This is a genomic window from Pauljensenia sp. 27098_8_83, assembly GCF_041432695.1.
In the GTDB taxonomy this organism is placed as follows: domain Bacteria; phylum Actinomycetota; class Actinomycetes; order Actinomycetales; family Actinomycetaceae; genus Pauljensenia.
Genome location: NZ_JAPWAD010000014.1, coordinates 45967 through 61564 on the forward strand (window position 1 = coordinate 45967; position 15598 = coordinate 61564).

The following is a 15598-nucleotide window of genomic DNA, read 5'->3' on the forward strand; positions in this document are numbered from 1 at the left end:
ATCGGCGGGGCGCGGACTCCGAAGGCATCAGTCCGAGGGCTTTGAGTAGGTGGCGTTGTGGCGCTTCCACTCAGCAAGGTAGGCGGCGACGCGTGCGGGGCCGCCGGCCGTGGACCAGCCGTGATTCTTGTGCCGCAGCAGGATCTTGCGTGTGCCCAGCGACGGAAGAGGCGTGATGCGCATCCCCTCCGTGTGTGCCCCCGCCAGCGCCATCGCGGGAAGGATTGTCGAGCCTGTGCGTGCCCGCACGAGGGAGCGTGCGGCCTCGTACGTCGTGTACAGGTGCGGTGCCCAGCGTGTATCCGGGAATGCCTTGGTGATACGGCGCATGACGTGATCGCCGCTGGTCCCGGGATTGACGCGTAGCCATGTCAGGTCGGCCAGGTCTTCGATTGAACCAATCGGGGGAGCGGAGTCGGGGGTGACGAGCACCCAGGGTTCGTCGAGGAATGGGATGTCTGTGTATCCGCGCGGGGGTAGGCCCGGGTCCTCGTCTCGTTCGATGACGAGGATGTCGTAGTGGCCGGTGCGTAGCGCCGCCATGCCGGGGGTCTCTTCGGTTTCCTCAATGCGCAGGTCGACGCCTGGGAGGGCCTCGACGAGGTCGGGGAGTGCGGGAATCAGGGTGGAGCGGCAGATCGTCAGGAAAGCGCCGATAGTGACCGTTCCTGTGACCTGTCCCGTCAGGGGGCGCAGGGCCTTGAGGGCCTCAGCGATGTCTGCGTTGATGCGTTCCCCGGCCTCGGCGACGATGGTGCCGGCGGGGGTGAGGATGGCTCCCGAGGTGGTGCGCTCAACGAGCTTGAGGCCGACTTCTTCCTCGAGTTTTTGGATCTGCTGGGATACTGCTGAGGGCGAGACCATGAGGATGTCTGCGGCGGCAACGATGCCGCCCTCACGTGCGACGGACAGCAGGAAAGGCAGGCGGCGAGGGTCGATGTCCACGCGAACTCCTTTGTTAAGCGAAACTGTAAGATAACTATAGAACCATTCAATTGTGCTTGACTAGCGGAAGGTGCATCATATGAGTCATGACGATCTTCTCTCTCGCAATCACGATCCTCGGATGGGTTGGCGCGGCCGCCTCCATCGCCGCCTACTACCTGGTCTCCTCCAAGCGCTTCGCACCTGATTCGCTGCGCTACCACTCCCTGAATGTCTCCAGCTGCATCCTGCTGGCGATCGCCTGTGCATCGACCGGCGCATGGCCCTCCTTCCTGACGAACGCCATCTTCATCGGCGTTGGCTGCACCATGATCTGGCGTGTGCGCGACCGTCTCGCGCGCCGCATCATGCAGGTCGTTCGCTTCTTCGATGTGCGCCGCTACCTGCCGCGCCGTGTGCGACTGGCGCGCGCCCGCTGACTCGACGTTGAATTGGGGGTAGTGAGGGGGCAGGCCCAGGGCCTGCCCCCTCACTGTGTCTATTGTTATGGGCCTGTATCCACCGTCGGATTAATTAAGGTGATCAGCGTTTCATAGTCAAGACTTTATCAAGTGGTTTCAAGGAAAAGTCTGTAAGTTACACTTCACAGAAAAATTAGAAAATATCGATGGAAAATGCGCGATTTTAAGCGCACCATAAAAGTACGATGCGGTGACAGATCCATCGCACGGTACTCAAAGAGGAGCACACCATGTCTCGTTTTGTCGCAGATATCCTTCGTCGCTTCGCCCATCACTTCAGGGTGCGTCAAGAGACCAATCCCCTGCAGTTCTCGATGGACCGCCCCATCTTCGGTAACCTCGTCGCCCGTTGATGGCGCGCCTGCGGGCGCATCACACAAGTGCCGGACACCCTCGGGTGCCCGGCACGATTGTGTCTGCGCTACGTATCAGCCGCGCAGATACTCCACGATGTGGGGCATGAGCGCGCGGAAGGCGATGCCACGGTGGCTGATCGCGTTCTTCTGCTCGGCGCTCATCTGCGCGGTCGTGACCTCAAAGCCCTCGGGGACGAAGATCGGGTCGTAGCCGAATCCGCCCTCGCCGCGGGGGGAACGCGTCAGAGTGCCGCGTACTTCGCCGCGCTTGACGAACTCGCGCCCGTCGGGGGTGACCAGGACGGCGGCCGATACGAAGGCTGCGCCGCGGTGGCGGTCGGGCACATCGGAGAGCTGATCGAGGAGCAGATGAAGGTTCGCCTCGTCATCCCCGTGGGAGCCGGACCAGCGCGCCGAGAAGATGCCGGGTGCCCCACCGAGCACGTCCACCGTGATGCCGGAGTCGTCGGCGATGGCCGCCAGGCCGGTGGCGCGAGCCAGGGCGCGGGCCTTGATCAGCGAGTTTTCCTCGAAGGTCACCCCGTCCTCGACGGGGGAGGCCACGTCAAAGTCGCTCATGCGTGCCACGCAGCCCGCCTCGAATCCTTCCCATGCGGGGGCCAGGATGGCCTCGAGCTCGCTGACCTTGTGTGCGTTGGAGGTCGCGAAGACCAGGCGCGCGCTCACGGGCGCACCTCGACGCGCTCCATGAGGGGTGCTTCGAGTGCGAGCTGCTGTGCGCGGGCGAGCTCGGCGTTGCCCAGCGTCGCCAGGTCGAGGAGCTCGCCCAGCTCATCACGGTTGAAGGGCGCGTGCTCGGCGGTTCCCTGCACCTCGATGAAGCGGCCGTCGCCGGTCTGCACGACGTTCATGTCGGTCTGCGCGCGCACGTCCTCGACGTAGGGCAGGTCCAGCATCGGGGTGCCGTCGATGACACCCACGGAGATCGCGGAGATCGAATCGGTGAGGACCTTCGCGGAGGGCTTGAGGATGCCCTGGTCCTTCGCCCAGGACACCGCGTCGGCCAGGGCCACGTAGGCGCCGGTGATGGCCGCGGTGCGGGTGCCGCCGTCGGCGCGCAGGACGTCGCAGTCCAGGACGATGGTGTTCTCGCCCAGAGCGGCCACGTCCACGATGCCGCGCAGAGAACGCCCGATGAGTCGGGAGATCTCCTGGGTGCGACCCCCCACCTTGCCCTTGACAGATTCGCGGGAGGAACGCTGCTCGGTCGCGCGCGGGAGCATCGAGTACTCGCCGGTCACCCAGCCCTCGCCGGAGTCGCGCTTCCAACGCGGCACGCCCTCAGTGAAAGAGGCGACACACAGGACGCGGGTGTTGCCGAACTCAATGAGGGCGGAGCCTTCGCCGGTACCCGACCAGCCGCGGGTAATGGAGACCTGACGGAGCTGGGACGGGGTGCGCCCATCGGCGCGCAGGGGAGTATTTGTCATAGTGCCTAGGGTAGCCCACCGCGTTACCGTGGAGTTATGAGTCTTGATCTACCTCTCGTTCGCGGTCACGTCGATCCGGCGGTCGCGCTGCGCGATTCCGTGGCTCCCGCCGCCCTCGTGCGCGCCGGTGAGGCCGATGTCATCGTCGTTGACGCTGCCGGTTTCGTCCTCCTCGACGAGGCCGGGGCGCAGCGTGCGGGTACGCCGTCCCTGCGGCGCCTGAGTGGGGATGAAGCCGCGCGCCGCCTCGAGGGAACCACGGCCTCGTTCATCGGGGTGGCGGGTGGACGCAGCGTCATCGCGATCGAGACCAGCCGGGACGAGGCCTGGGGGCGCTGGGAGCACTTGCGCGCGGTTGGCTGGCAGCTTGACGGCGACGATGCGGCCCTGGCGCTGACCGCGCTCGCTCTGGCGCTCTGGCATGCGAATTACCGCCACTGCTCGCGCTGCGGGGCACCGGTGCAGCTGGTGTCCGGCGGGTGGGCCGCGCGATGCGATGCATGTGACCGCCTCGAGTATCCGCGCCAGGATCCGGCGATCATCGTCCTGGTCCAGGACCACGATGGACGCGTGCTCCTGGCGCATAACGCGCTGTGGCAGCCCGGTTTCGTGTCGATCATCGCCGGATACGTCGAGGCGGGAGAATCTCCGGACGTGACGGTTGCGCGTGAGGTCGCCGAAGAGGTCGGCGTCGATATCGAGACGCCCACGTACGTTGCGACGCAGCCCTGGCCTTTCGGGCGTTCGCAGATGATGGGATACCGCGCGCGAACCCTCGAGGCGCACCCGGCACCGCAGGCGGACGGCGTGGAAATCGAGTGGGCACGCTTTTACAGCCGCGAGGAGCTGACGCGCGCGCTTGAATCCGGGGAGATTAGCGCGCCCGGTCGCGCCTCAATCGCTTACGCGCTCCTTCGGGAATGGTATGGCATCGACCTGCCGAGCGGGCCCGAGGGTGCGGGACGCAAGTGAGCGTGGGCGATGAAAGAATGGGGGCCATGAACCCCGAGGAACTGCTGAACGCCCTGGATCCTGATCAGCGTGCCGTCGCGACGCAGGTTGCGGGCCCGCTAGCCGTGCTGGCCGGCGCGGGCACGGGTAAGACCCGCGCGATTACGTACCGCATTGCCTACGGGGCGGCCGTCGGGGCCTTCGATCCATCGAACGTCTTGGCCGTGACCTTCACGCAACGCGCTGCCTTTGAAATGCGCCATCGCCTGGCGCAGTTGGGGGTCCCGAAGGCTCAGGCGCGCACCTTCCACTCCGCGGCGCTGCGCCAGCTGCGCCACTTCTGGCCCACCGTCGTGGGCGGGCCGCTGCCCGACGTCATCCCGCATAAGGCATCCCTCGTTGCGGCCTCAGCCGCGCGCCTGGGGATCACGATCGACCGCACGAACGTGCGCGACATCGCGGCCGAAGTCGAATGGGCGAAGGTGTCGATGATCGACGCCGCGCACTATGCGTCGCGCGTGGCGCGCCTGCGCCGCGACGTGCCTGCCGGTCTGGACGCGGGGGATATGGCGCGCCTCCTCGACGTGTACGAGGACGCGAAGAACGAGCGCGGCGTCATCGATTTCGAGGACATTCTCATCTACCTGTGCGGCATGCTGCAGGAACGCGCGGACGTCGCCTCCATCGTGCGCAAGCAATACCGCTCCTTCGTGGTCGATGAGTTCCAGGACGTTAACCTCCTCCAGGCCCGTCTGCTCGACCTGTGGCTGGGCGGGCGCCACGACGTGTGCGTCGTCGGCGATGTCGCGCAGACCATTTATTCCTTCACGGGGGCATCTCCGGATTACCTGACGGGTTTTGGGCGCAAGCATCCGGGTGCTCGCATCGTGGAGCTGACTCGCGACTACCGCTCGACTCCGCAGATCGTCAGCTTGGCGAATGACGTTCTGGCTCGTTCCTCCCAGCGCGAGGGCACGGTGCGCCTGTCTAGTCAGCGCGACGGCGGAGCGCACGTCGGCTACTGCACCTACGACGATGATCATGCTGAGGCTGAGGGCGTTGCAGCTCAGATTGCGGACCTCATCGCTGGCGGCGTCCAACCCCACGACATTGCTGTCCTCATGCGCACCAACGGCCAGTCGCAGGCCTTTGAGGAAGCCCTGGGCGCGCGCGGTATCCCCGTAGCTGTCGCGGGCGGGAAGCCCTTCTTCGCCCGAGACGACGTGCGCACCGCCATCTCGCGCCTGCGGGCCGCAGCAGCAGCCGCCACCGACGACGGGAGCGTGGGCGAGATCGTGCGCGACGTCCTGTCGGGCGTCGGCTGGGCTCCCGAGGCCCCCTCCGGTCAGGCGGGTTCTGAGCGCTGGTCGAACATGAACGCGATCGTCGGCTGGGCGGATGACAGTCAGGCGCAGACGCTGTCGACCTTCGTCGCCGAACTCGACGAGCGCGTCGCCTATCAGGTCGAGCCGGATAAGGCCGGTGTCGAGCTCGCGACCATCCACGCGGCCAAGGGCCTCGAATGGGACGCCGTTTTCCTCGTTGGCGTCGCCGAGGGCCTGCTGCCGATCTCGTACGCAAAAACTGCCGCGGCGCGCGAGGAGGAACGCCGCCTGCTGTACGTGGCCGTCACGCGTGCGCGCGACCTGCTCACCCTGTCGTGGGCGCGCTCGCGGGGGGCCGATGGACGCGGCAAGCGCAAGCGCAGTCGCCTGCTCGACGGCATCTGGCCCGAGGAGGCGCGCGTGGGCGCCCCCAAGAAGAGGGCCCGTGCCTCCACGCGTGCCCTCAATCAGGCCTTCGAAGAGGAGGCCTCACCGCAGGCGATCGAGCTGTTTGGGCGCCTGAAGGCCTGGCGCCTCGAGGTGTCACGCCAGGCGGGGGTGCCTCCCTTCGCGGTCTTCACGGATCAGACGCTGCGCGACATCGCGCAGGCCATGCCAAAGAACACGACTCAGCTGCGCGTCATCCGCGGCATCGGAGACGTGAAGGTGCAGCGCTTCGCCGCTCCCGTTCTCGCGCTTGTGCGCGGCGAAGAGGTCATCGTCGACGAAGGCGCGTGAGCGAGGACGCGAGCCCGTTGATGCCGCACACGCAGTCGGTTGCGGGCTCCACCTCTTCGACGCGCACCGACCCGTCCTCGCCGATCGTGGCTACCTGCGCGCACTGCGATTGAGTGAGCGCCCCTGAGACGAAGTCCATGACCAGCTGACCCACGCGTTGAGCGGCCGCAAAGTGAGCGAGCAAAGCCAGTGGTGCGAGCGGCCAGCTTTCCAGCTCGCGCAGGTGTGCCAGATGGAACGGGTCCGCTGCAGCGCGTGCGTGCTGCGAGCACTGGTAGCAGGGGGTGACGCCCGGGATGACGAACGGGCCCACTTCGTAGGAGTGCTCACCGCGCGTGACGATGAGGTGCGCAGCATCGTGCGCGGTCAGTTCGAAGGGGATTCCCGGGTCGACGACCCTGTCCGCGGAAACAATCGAAAGCTCGGGTGCGCCCTGTGCGTAGAGCTGCGAGAGTGGGATGAGATCGCGCAGGGTGCGGCGCACTGCCCGATGGCGCGGTGTACCCGTGTAGTGGCCTCCGAACACGCGGTCCCAATCCTCGTCGACGAGGGTGTGGGTCTCGATCGATAGCGACAGTGAGAATGTGTCGACGAGGCTGTGGAGGGCGAGGAGGGTTGCGGGCACTGCCCCAACGATGCCGAGTGCCAGGTGGGGGAGTGCCTCGCTTCGATCCGTCAGGCGCGCCTCGGCCAGGGCTGCGAGAAGCTCCGGCGAGGCCTGGGTTTCCTCACGCTCGCGGGCGGGGTGCGCCTGGTTGCTGAGCCAGATCTGGTCGCCCGCGTGCAGGTTGTCGAGCAGGATGTGTCGGCTGCGGTCGCCACCGATCTGCACGCTGCCCGGTCCGCGCCAGAGGATCGCCGTATTGTGTGCCAGGTTCATATCAGTCTCCTTCGGTTTGTACCTGATGGAGTCATGATGAACCTATAGAGCGCTCGCGCGAGGGCGTTTAGAAAATCTGTGGAAAACTTGTCAGATCTCTTGAGAACGTTTCAGTTCGTTTCGCCTGGCTCGTCCGCTTCCCCGGTGTCCGAGGACGACTCGTCCGAGCCGGCCGAGGCCTCGTCCCCGGGCTGCAGTCCGTCCGCCCAACCGAGCGTCCCGTCGAGAAGAGAGGTCAGTGCAGCGTCGATATCCGCGTCCTCCTCCGCAGCCGCACGGCGCAGGGTGAGGAACGTGTCGGGCGTGGCCAGCTCTGTCTCGGAGGGCACCATGTCCGGATGTGACCACAGGGCTTCGCGCGCCTCGCGACCGCCGTCGGCCTCCACCAAGGTGAAGATGGACGCTGCACCGCGAGCCTGACGCGGGCGCATCTTCAGTCCCATGAGAGTCCCCAGGATCTCTTCGGCGGGACCGCCCGAGGCACGCCGACGACGCATCATCTCGCGCAGCGCATCCGCGTGGGGCAGGTAGGGCAGTGTGGCCTGGGCCGAAACGACCTCGACCCAGCCCTCGATGAGGGCGAGCATCGTCTCCAGGCGCGTGAGGGCGCGGCGCTGGTCCGGCGTCGTGGACAGCGCGAACACGCCGCCGCTGAGCGCCGATTCCACAGACTGCGGATCCGAGGGGTCAACAGAACGGGCGGCCTCGGTAATTGCCTCCGTGTCGATCGCGATCTGAGAGGCGTAGCGCTCGACGGCGCGCACAAGGTCGCCCTCCAGCCACGGAACGGACGCGAAGAGGCGCCGGTGCGCGGCCTCGCGCACGGCGAGGAACTGACGCACCTCGTCGAAGGGGATGTCGAGCCCCTCGGAGAACTGGGCGATGTTGTGGGGGAGGAGCGCCGCGTGTGAGGTATCCGACAGGGGGATGCCCGTGTCAAAAGTGCCGAAAGATTCGCCCGCCAGGGCAGCCAGTACGCGGGAAATCTGAGCGGAGAACATCATCGCCGACAGGCGCGGCATCATCTCCTGGGTCTTGCCGAGCATCGCCGCCATGCCGTCGGGAAGCGAAGCGGAATCGTCGAGGCCGCCCTGCCCGAACTGCTCAGACAGCGCTGCAGACAGCGCGCGCGACACGTTCAGGGCAATCGGCTCGCAGATGCGCTTCCAGGTGGGGATCGTGTTTTCGACCCACGACACCCTGCTCCACACGCCCCGATCCACCGGGCCCGACGCGAAATCCGTGACCGCGTCGAGCCACAGGTCCGCGACCGTCATCGCCTGACGTGCAGCCTCAGCCTCGGTGGCCGTGGGGGCAGGGTCGCCGCTGGCGTACGCGGCCTGCTTCGCGCCGTCCTCCACCAGGCGCCAATTGACCGGGCCGGCCGTCGTGTTCATGAGGAACTGGAACTGGCCCATCGCGGCGCGCATGCGCGCAGGATCGGAAAACTCTGCGGGCAGGTTCGCGGGGTCAAAGCCCTGAGCCTGTAGCGCGCGAGCGGCCTCGGCCGCGGCCTCGTCGCCCAACACGGAGCGCAGGAAATCCTCAAAGGGGGTGCCGGACTCGTTCTCGTTCATGAGCTCAGCCTAGCGAGCGCTCGTGCAACTCAGCTGGCAAATCCCTGCGAAAACGCTGAGAGCTGAACGCGCTGGGCCCGGCGGGCGTGCAACCGCGCGCTGCGTGGGACACAATGACACGGTGAGTGACACACGCATGACCTCGTCAGTCGACAATATCCTGCCCTTCGAGCAGACCCCGACGAAACGTAGACCGATCATCAGCTGGCGTATCCTCACAGCCATCCTGGCTGCCCTCGCGATGGTCGTGATCCTCTTTGTGATCCCCGTTCCCTTCGTGGTCAATAGCCCCGGCCCGACGTTCAACGTGTTGGGGTCGGACAAGGGTGTCCCGGTCCTCGAGATCGACGGGACTGACCCAGCGACGGGGGAACCCATTCAACAGGATGAGCCCGAGTCCGCTTCGTATCTCGATCCGGCGAAGCCCGGGCAGGGGCAGCTGCGCATGGTGACGGTCTCCGAGTCGGGCAGTCCGGACTCCCGTCTGAATTTCGCTCAGCTCATCGCCGCGTACTTCGACCCTCACAGCAAGATCATGGACTACGAGTCGGTGTATCCCGAAGGAACCACGCGCCAGCAGGTGAGCGACGCTCAGCTGTCCATGATGCGTAACTCGCAGACGACGTCCCAGGTCGCGGCCCTCGAGTACCTGGGATGGGACGTTCCCGCGACCGTGACCATCGAGGGGGCGGTTGAGGGATCGAACGCTGAGGGGATCGTCGAGCAGGGCGATATCTTGCGTGCCATCACCACTCCGGACGGGACCCGCCACGAGGTCGCGGACGCAGTGACGCCCTTTTCGCTCATGCGCACGGTCCCCGCGGGATCGACGATGACGCTGACGGTCGAGAGGAACGGTGAGACCCAGGAGCTCACCTTCGACTCCGTGGCAGCCTCGGCGACGGAAAGCGGCTCGAAGCTGGGTATCTACCTCTCCGTCGATCCTTCCCTGCCCGTCACCATTAGCGTCAACATCGAGGGCGTGGGAGGCCCGAGCGCCGGCATGATGTTCTCGCTGGGCATCATCGATCGCCTCACCCCCGGAGATATGACCGGCGGCAATTCGATCGCGGGCACCGGAACCATGTCCTATGACGGCCAGGTCGGTGCCATCGGAGGCATCCAGCAGAAGCTGTGGGGCGCACACCGCGATGGGGCCCAGTGGTTCCTCGCCCCTTCCACCAACTGCGACGAGGTCGTCGGGCACGTCCCCGACGGCATGCGCGTCGTCTCGGTGTCCACCCTCGACGAGGCCGTCTCCGCCGTTCACTCGATCGCCGATGGCACCGGGGATAGCCTGCCGACCTGCCAGTAGCGCTCGTTAGCCCGCCCACCGCCTTCGGTCAGGTGGGTGTGAGAAGGCCCCGGCCTCGTCCTTGTGTGAACTGTGGTCCGGGACGAGGCCGGGGCCTCCTCTTCTTCTCAGGCTTGCTCGTCCGTCACCGGCTCGAGGGACGCGCGCAGGGCGTCAACCAGGGCGGGAACGAGGTTCGAGCCCTGCCCGACCTTGTCATCGGAGTCGAAGGCGCGGGTGCGCAGCGCACACCAGGACTCACCGGTGCGCATGACGCCCACCGCCAGGCGCACATCGGTGCGCAGCGGGTGGTTGGCTACGAATGCGAGGGCCTCCTCGGGGTCCTCGGGGGCCTCGTCCTCGACCTCCGGGGGGACGACGATGCGCTCGACCGTGATCGCCGCACCGGGCACCGTCTCGGGCCATGCGAGGTGCGCCAGGACCTGCTCGATGTCGTCGTCGGCCAGATCCTCCTGGATGATGGCGCTCAGGTGATCATCGCTGCCATCCCAGCCAGCGCGCAGCTGTGCGGCGATGTCGGCGGGCAGATTCGGGTCGGCCAACAGCGTCGCCGTGGGAACCAGCGCATAGATGGAAGGCGCGTGATCCCAGCCCACCCGGGCAGCGCCCTTCTCGATATCGACAACCACGTTGGCCAGCGCGATCTCGCGCGCACTCGGCATCATCTCAACAGTCATGCCTCCCATAATCTCACGGAGAGCGAATTAGACCGAGGCGAAGTTAGACCTGTGCGCCGCTACACTGGATTGAAGCTATCGGTTTGACAGAGAGGAATGCCGTGAGCTTCGATTTTTCAGTCTTTCCGCCGGGCGGAGCGCGCGCTCCGCGAGACCCTGATCGTGCGCCCAGGCAGCTGACCATCCGCAAGCCGGGTCCCGCCGGCATCACAATCGTGGCACTGGCGATCATCGGAGCCATCATCTACGCGGCATCCATCGTGTGGACCGAGATCCTGTGGTTCCGTCAGATGAGCGCCACACGCGTCATCCTCACGCAGTGGGGAGCGCACATCGGCCTATTTGTCGTCGGCTTCGTCGTGGCGACGGCCCTTATCTTCTTCTCGATGTCCTTCGCCTACCGGCATCGTGCGTCCTCGACCCGCGGCGAGGCCTCGGCTGCCCTGCGCGGCTACCAGGAGGCGCTCGAACCTATGCGTCGCCTTGCGTTCTGGGGAGTGGCCCTCTTCTTTGGCTTCTCCAACGGCGCGCGCCTGGCCACCGAATGGCGCACGCTCCTGCAGTTCCTCAACCGTTCCTCCTTCGGGCAGGTTGACCCCCAGTTCGGGCTGGACATCTCCTTTTTCGTGTTCGTCCTGCCCGCACTCAAGGTGCTCGTTTCCTTCCTCATGACAGTCACCGCCATCGGCCTGGTTGCGGCAATCATCGTGTCCTACCTGTACGGGACGATTCGCCTCACCCCGCGTCCTCACGCCTCCAAGCAGGCGCGCTTGCAGACCGGCATGATGGCCGCCTGCCTGTCCCTGTTTATCGGCGTGAACTACTGGCTGGGCCGCTACGAGCTGCTCACCTCGGATTCCGGCTCCATTCACGGTGCCATGTACTCCGATATCAACGCGACGCTGCCGGCGCACTCGATTCTGGCGGTCATCTCCGGCCTCGTCGCGGTCCTCTTCGTCGTCGCGGCCTTCAAGGGCACGTGGCGCCTGCCGGTCACCGGCGTGGCGGTCACCGTCGTCGCCGCCCTCGTTCTGGCTGGTGCCTACCCGGCCCTCGTCGAGCAATTCCGCGTGCGCCCCAACCAGCGCACCCTTGAGTCGCCCTACATTCAGCGAAACATTGATGCGACGCTGGCCGCATACGGGCTCGATAACGTCGACTACCAGACCAACTACGACGCGGCGACGACGGCCTCTGCCGGTCAGTTCGACAACGACGCACTGACCTCCCAGGTGCGTCTCCTGGACCCCAAGGTCATCACGAAGACCGTCCAGCAGCTCCAGCAATCGCGCCTCTACTACGGCTTCAACTCCGGGATGAAGGTCGATCGCTACAACGTGGGTGGGGAACGGCGCGACACGGTGATCTCCGTGCGCGAACTCAACCTCTCGGGCCTGTCCGCCGAGCAGCAGACCTGGGTCAACCAGCACACCGTCTACACGCACGGCTACGGCGCGGTCGCCGCCTACGGCAACCAGCTGACCAGTGACGGCCTGCCGTCCTACTGGGAGCAGTCCGTGCCCTCTGTCGGTGAAATGGGTGACTACGAGGAGCGCGTCTACTTCAGCCCCGGTTCGCCCGACTACTCCATCGTCGGAGCCCCCGACGGCGCCGACCCGCAGGAGCTCGACTACCCCGATGACACCGCGGTGGGTGGCCAGGTCTCCACGACGTTCACCGGCAACGGTGGCCCGTCCGTGGGCAACGTGTGGAACAAGCTCCTGTACGCGATCAAGTTCGGTTCCACGGACCTCTTCTTCTCCTCTCAGACGAACGAGGCCTCGCAAATCCTGTATGACCGCGACCCGCTGCTGCGCGTGTCCAAGGTCGCGCCCTACCTGACGCTCGAGCAGTCCGCCTACCCGGCGGTCGTCGACATGGACGGGGACGCCTCGACTCCCAAGCGCCTCGTGTGGGTCGTCGATGCGTACACGACCACGAACAACTATCCCTACGCCCAGCACGAGTCGCTCTCGGACGCCACGGTCGACTCGCAGTCCACGCAGATGGGCCAGTACGTGCAGGCGAACAAGATCAACTACATGCGCAACTCCGTCAAGGCCGTCGTCGACGCCTACGACGGGTCAGTGCGCCTGTTCCGCTGGGATGATCAGGATCCGATCCTGCGCACGTGGGAAAAGATCTACCCAGGCAGCGTCGAGCCCATGTCCGCTATCTCCGGCGACCTCATGAGCCACCTGCGCTACCCCGAGGACATGTTCAAGGTGCAGCGCAACCTGCTGGCCACCTACCACGTGACCGACGCGGCCGGCTTCTACTCCGGTGGTGACCGCTGGCGTCTGGCCGAGGAGACCTCCACCTACGGCGCGGCTTCGTCCGCCGACTCGAGCCCGCGCACGGACGCGGCGGGCAACCCGCTGCCCGCACCGACCGCCCTGCAGCCCCCGTACTACCTGACTATGCAGATGCCGGGTCAGGATAGCGCCGAGTTCTCACTGACCTCCGTCTTCGTCCCCGGTGGCGGCGGCGAGGGACGTCGCGAGGCCATGGCGGGCTTCCTTGCGGTGGACTCGGAGACGGGCAACACGCCGGGCCAGGTGCGCGAGGGATACGGCAAGCTCCGCTTGCTCGCTCTGCCCTCATCGACGACCGTGCCCGGCCCCGGCCAGGTCCAAAACAAGTACGACTCGGACGAGAAGATCGCCACCCAGCTCAACCTGCTCAACCAGGCCGATTCGACGGTCATCCGAGGCAACCTCCTGACCCTGCCGGTCGGCGGCGGTCTGCTCTACGTGCAACCCGTCTACGTGCAGGGCACCGGATCGGCGTCCTACCCCGTGCTTCGTTCGGTGCTCACCGCCTTCGGTGACAAGGTCGGTTTCGCGCCCACCCTCGAGGAGTCGCTGCGCCAGCTCGTGTCGGACGATTCAAGCTCGTCAACTTCTCCCGGTGCGACGACTCCGCCATCGGGGGATCCCACGCAGTCGGGTGCGAACTCTTCCGATGCGAGTGCCCAGCTGTCCCAGGCCGTCAGCGACGCTGCGCAGGCCATGCGTGACGCAGATGCGGCGATGAGCAAGGGCGACTGGACCGCATACGGCGAGGCCCAGACGCGTCTGCACGACGCACTGACTCGTGCGGAGGCCGCGCAGGCGGCGCTCGGTACGTCCTCGTCGGCGACCCCGAACTCAGGTACGCCGACGCCCAGTCCGAGCCCGAGCTCATCTGCGACGAGCGGAGCACAAAGCGGCTCATAAGCGCTCTGTGCCCGTTGCGCGCCCGGCCCTGCTGAACACACGTTGTGAGGTGGGCCGGGCGCGTCCCATGTGACGGTGGGGTTTGTGCACGGCCGGGAAAGCCCCTCCGTGTGTTTCGTCATGTCGGTAGCATGCTGCCGATATGATGAAGATCATGCGTGCTCACGCGCCACCAACACACGCGGAAGGAACCTGACAGTGAGCAATTCTCAAATCCCGACCCCCCTGCCCAACCCTCCCGGAGGTGCACATGGGGCTTTCACTGCTCCCGGTCAATTCTCCGGTGCCGCTCAGGGGATCCCGTACCAGGGTGGCGCTCAACCGATGCCCACACCGCAAGCCTGGGGACAGCCGGGTCCCTACGCGGCTGCGCCGCGTCCGAAGCGTCCACCGCTCTCCACGCGCGTGCGGGTGTGCCTGAGGCTTGAGCTGATCCTTTCGGTAATCGCGCTCGTTAACCAATTCATTCCCTATTTCTTCGACGACTTGAGCATCTTCTTCGAGCGTTTTACGAGCGTCTGGTTCTATGAGTCAGTCATTATGTACATCGTGGCGATCGTGCTGTCCGCTGTCGCGCTCCAAAAACGAAGCAACGCAGTGCGCTACGCTCTGGTCGGCGTCGTTCTCGTGTCCTTCCTGCTCATTGACCCGGTGCTCGCCGTCCTGGAAGGCGGGCGCTGGTACTGGCTATTTATGCCTCCGACGCTCCATCCGTCGGTCTTTGGTGACGTTTGGTATGCCTCCTTGCTCGTTGTGCGTATGGTTCTGATCTGGATGATCGTGCGCTCGATTGTCATCATTGCCATTGTCCTTGCTGTGCCCGACCGGCGTCCCTCTGCTTCCACCCCCGTCGGTGCCCCCTTCGGTGCTCCGGTCGGCTACTACCCTCACGGGACGGCTCCTGCTCAGCCCGCGCCCCCACAGGGAGCTTCGATGCAGGTGTCGGCAACCCCGCCCGCGCCCCCGCAGGGAGCTTCGATGCAGGTGTCGGCAACCCCGCCCGCGCCCCCGCAGGGAGCTCCGGTGCGCGTGCCGGCAACCCCGCCCGCACCCCCTCAGGGAGCTCCGGTGCCGGTGTCGCCAACCCCGCCCGCACCCCCTCAGGGAGCTCCGGTGCCGGTGTCGCCAACCCCGCCCGCACCCCCTCAGGGAGCTCCGGATCCGACGCCCGCACCTCCCAGCGGTGCGCCCGTCGTGCCCGGGACTCCGGATGATTCCGCGCAGGCCCCGCAGTAGAGCTTCGGTTCGACTGCTCCTGACAGCGCCCTGTAGCTAGGACGTACATCACCGCGCTCGGTTTGTGTCCTCCCGGTCAATGCTCTAAAGTATCTAGAGCCGACGCGGGGTGGAGCAGTTCGGTAGCTCGCCGGGCTCATAACCCGGAGGTCGCAGGTTCAAATCCTGTCCCCGCTACCACCACAGACCCGGTCCCGTAAGGGGCCGGGTCTTTTGTTGTCGCTGATGCGTCAGGGCAGTTGTAGGACAGGGTTAAAGGACAAAAAGAGTTGGTCTGAGCCCGACCTTTCGGCTTTGCGGGTTAAAGGACAAAAAGAGTTGGTCTGATCCCGACCTTTCGGCTTTGCGGTGCGAGAAAGTCTGGTTCAAAGTTGTTGGGGGCCAACTTTGAGGGTGGACAAAATGTGTTGGTGAAACGTCGACTTTTCGGGCTATAGGCGCAAACGTGGTGCTTTAGACGGCGTGTCG

13 protein-coding genes and 1 tRNA gene are annotated in these 15598 nt (G+C 65.8%); 8 read left to right on the forward strand and 6 right to left on the reverse strand.

What is annotated here, in order from left to right:
* Window positions 1-27: 27 nt before the first annotated feature.
* A complete protein-coding gene (locus O3656_RS06550) occupies window positions 28-945 on the reverse strand; it encodes a LysR family transcriptional regulator (protein WP_500063181.1) in 918 nt (305 codons plus the stop codon).
* Window positions 946-1031: 86 nt separating this feature from the next.
* Between O3656_RS06550 and O3656_RS06555 the strand changes: the two genes are divergently transcribed.
* Window positions 1032-1364, forward strand: a complete 333-nt coding sequence (locus tag O3656_RS06555) for a CBU_0592 family membrane protein (RefSeq protein WP_048677472.1) — start codon at window positions 1032-1034, stop codon at window positions 1362-1364.
* A gap of 272 nt (window positions 1365-1636) precedes the next feature.
* Complete coding sequence (locus tag O3656_RS06560) at window positions 1637-1759, forward strand: hypothetical protein (RefSeq protein ID WP_016460073.1); 123 nt, start codon at window positions 1637-1639, stop codon at window positions 1757-1759.
* Between the two features lie 75 nt (window positions 1760-1834).
* Here the strand turns inward: O3656_RS06560 and rdgB are convergent, their stop codons facing one another.
* Both rdgB and rph read right to left on the reverse strand, forming a co-directional pair.
* The gene (rdgB, locus tag O3656_RS06565) at window positions 1835-2449 is read right to left on the reverse strand and encodes an RdgB/HAM1 family non-canonical purine NTP pyrophosphatase (RefSeq protein WP_500063182.1); all 615 of its coding nucleotides are present in this window, start codon (window positions 2447-2449) and stop codon (window positions 1835-1837) included.
* On the reverse strand, window positions 2446-3213 hold the full coding sequence (rph, locus tag O3656_RS06570) for a ribonuclease PH (RefSeq protein ID WP_500063183.1): 768 nt from the start codon (window positions 3211-3213) through the stop codon (window positions 2446-2448). The genes rdgB and rph overlap by 4 nt, the downstream gene beginning before the upstream one ends.
* 36 nt (window positions 3214-3249) lie before the next feature.
* Between rph and nudC the strand changes: the two genes are divergently transcribed.
* The gene (gene nudC / locus O3656_RS06575) at window positions 3250-4185 is read left to right on the forward strand and encodes an NAD(+) diphosphatase (protein ID WP_500063184.1); all 936 of its coding nucleotides are present in this window, start codon (window positions 3250-3252) and stop codon (window positions 4183-4185) included.
* A gap of 26 nt (window positions 4186-4211) precedes the next feature.
* Window positions 4212-6227, forward strand: coding sequence for an ATP-dependent DNA helicase UvrD2 (locus tag O3656_RS06580; protein ID WP_500063185.1), 2016 nt, complete (start codon window positions 4212-4214; stop codon window positions 6225-6227).
* On the opposite strand, the gene O3656_RS06585 is transcribed toward O3656_RS06580, so the two are convergent.
* Both O3656_RS06585 and O3656_RS06590 read right to left on the reverse strand, forming a co-directional pair.
* Window positions 6205-7107, reverse strand: a complete 903-nt coding sequence (locus O3656_RS06585; protein ID WP_500063186.1) for a hypothetical protein — start codon at window positions 7105-7107, stop codon at window positions 6205-6207. The two genes, O3656_RS06580 and O3656_RS06585, sit on opposite strands and share 23 nt — an antisense overlap.
* Before the next feature lie 110 nt (window positions 7108-7217).
* The gene (locus O3656_RS06590; RefSeq protein ID WP_500063187.1) at window positions 7218-8684 is read right to left on the reverse strand and encodes a zinc-dependent metalloprotease; all 1467 of its coding nucleotides are present in this window, start codon (window positions 8682-8684) and stop codon (window positions 7218-7220) included.
* Between the two features lie 136 nt (window positions 8685-8820).
* Between O3656_RS06590 and O3656_RS06595 the strand changes: the two genes are divergently transcribed.
* Window positions 8821-9999 carry a YlbL family protein gene (locus O3656_RS06595; protein ID WP_500063192.1) on the forward strand — a complete coding sequence of 393 codons (1179 nt, stop codon included), beginning with the start codon at window positions 8821-8823 and terminating at the stop codon, window positions 9997-9999.
* A gap of 107 nt (window positions 10000-10106) precedes the next feature.
* Here O3656_RS06595 and O3656_RS06600 read toward each other — a convergent pair whose 3' ends face one another.
* Window positions 10107-10676: a PPA1309 family protein gene (locus O3656_RS06600; RefSeq protein ID WP_500063188.1), complete on the reverse strand. Its 570-nt coding sequence runs from the start codon at window positions 10674-10676 to the stop codon at window positions 10107-10109.
* A gap of 176 nt (window positions 10677-10852) precedes the next feature.
* Here O3656_RS06600 and O3656_RS06605 point away from each other — a divergent pair, with 176 nt between their 5' ends.
* From O3656_RS06605 to O3656_RS06615, 3 genes are all read left to right on the forward strand, one after another.
* Window positions 10853-13894, forward strand: a complete 3042-nt coding sequence (locus tag O3656_RS06605; RefSeq protein WP_500063193.1) for a UPF0182 family membrane protein — start codon at window positions 10853-10855, stop codon at window positions 13892-13894.
* Window positions 13895-14092: 198 nt separating this feature from the next.
* Window positions 14093-15130, forward strand: a complete 1038-nt coding sequence (locus tag O3656_RS06610; protein ID WP_500063189.1) for a hypothetical protein — start codon at window positions 14093-14095, stop codon at window positions 15128-15130.
* Window positions 15131-15233: 103 nt separating this feature from the next.
* Window positions 15234-15310: transfer RNA gene (locus O3656_RS06615), tRNA-Met, on the forward strand.
* The last annotated feature ends 288 nt before the right edge of the window (window positions 15311-15598 follow it).

What these genes read in the sequence shown, in the direction of transcription:
- O3656_RS06560 (WP_016460073.1), top strand. Translation starts at nt 1,637, where the DNA reads ATGTCTCGTTTTGTCGCAGATATCCTTCGTCGCTTCGCCCATCACTTC.
- O3656_RS06600 (WP_500063188.1), bottom strand. Translation starts at nt 10,676, where the DNA reads ATGACTGTTGAGATGATGCCGAGTGCGCGCGAGATCGCGCTGGCCAAC.
- nudC (WP_500063184.1), top strand. Translation starts at nt 3,250, where the DNA reads ATGAGTCTTGATCTACCTCTCGTTCGCGGTCACGTCGATCCGGCGGTC.
- rph (WP_500063183.1), bottom strand. Translation starts at nt 3,213, where the DNA reads ATGACAAATACTCCCCTGCGCGCCGATGGGCGCACCCCGTCCCAGCTC.
- O3656_RS06585 (WP_500063186.1), bottom strand. Translation starts at nt 7,107, where the DNA reads ATGAACCTGGCACACAATACGGCGATCCTCTGGCGCGGACCGGGCAGC.
- O3656_RS06595 (WP_500063192.1), top strand. Translation starts at nt 8,821, where the DNA reads ATGACCTCGTCAGTCGACAATATCCTGCCCTTCGAGCAGACCCCGACG.
- O3656_RS06580 (WP_500063185.1), top strand. Translation starts at nt 4,212, where the DNA reads ATGAACCCCGAGGAACTGCTGAACGCCCTGGATCCTGATCAGCGTGCC.
- O3656_RS06590 (WP_500063187.1), bottom strand. Translation starts at nt 8,684, where the DNA reads ATGAACGAGAACGAGTCCGGCACCCCCTTTGAGGATTTCCTGCGCTCC.
- O3656_RS06555 (WP_048677472.1), top strand. Translation starts at nt 1,032, where the DNA reads ATGACGATCTTCTCTCTCGCAATCACGATCCTCGGATGGGTTGGCGCG.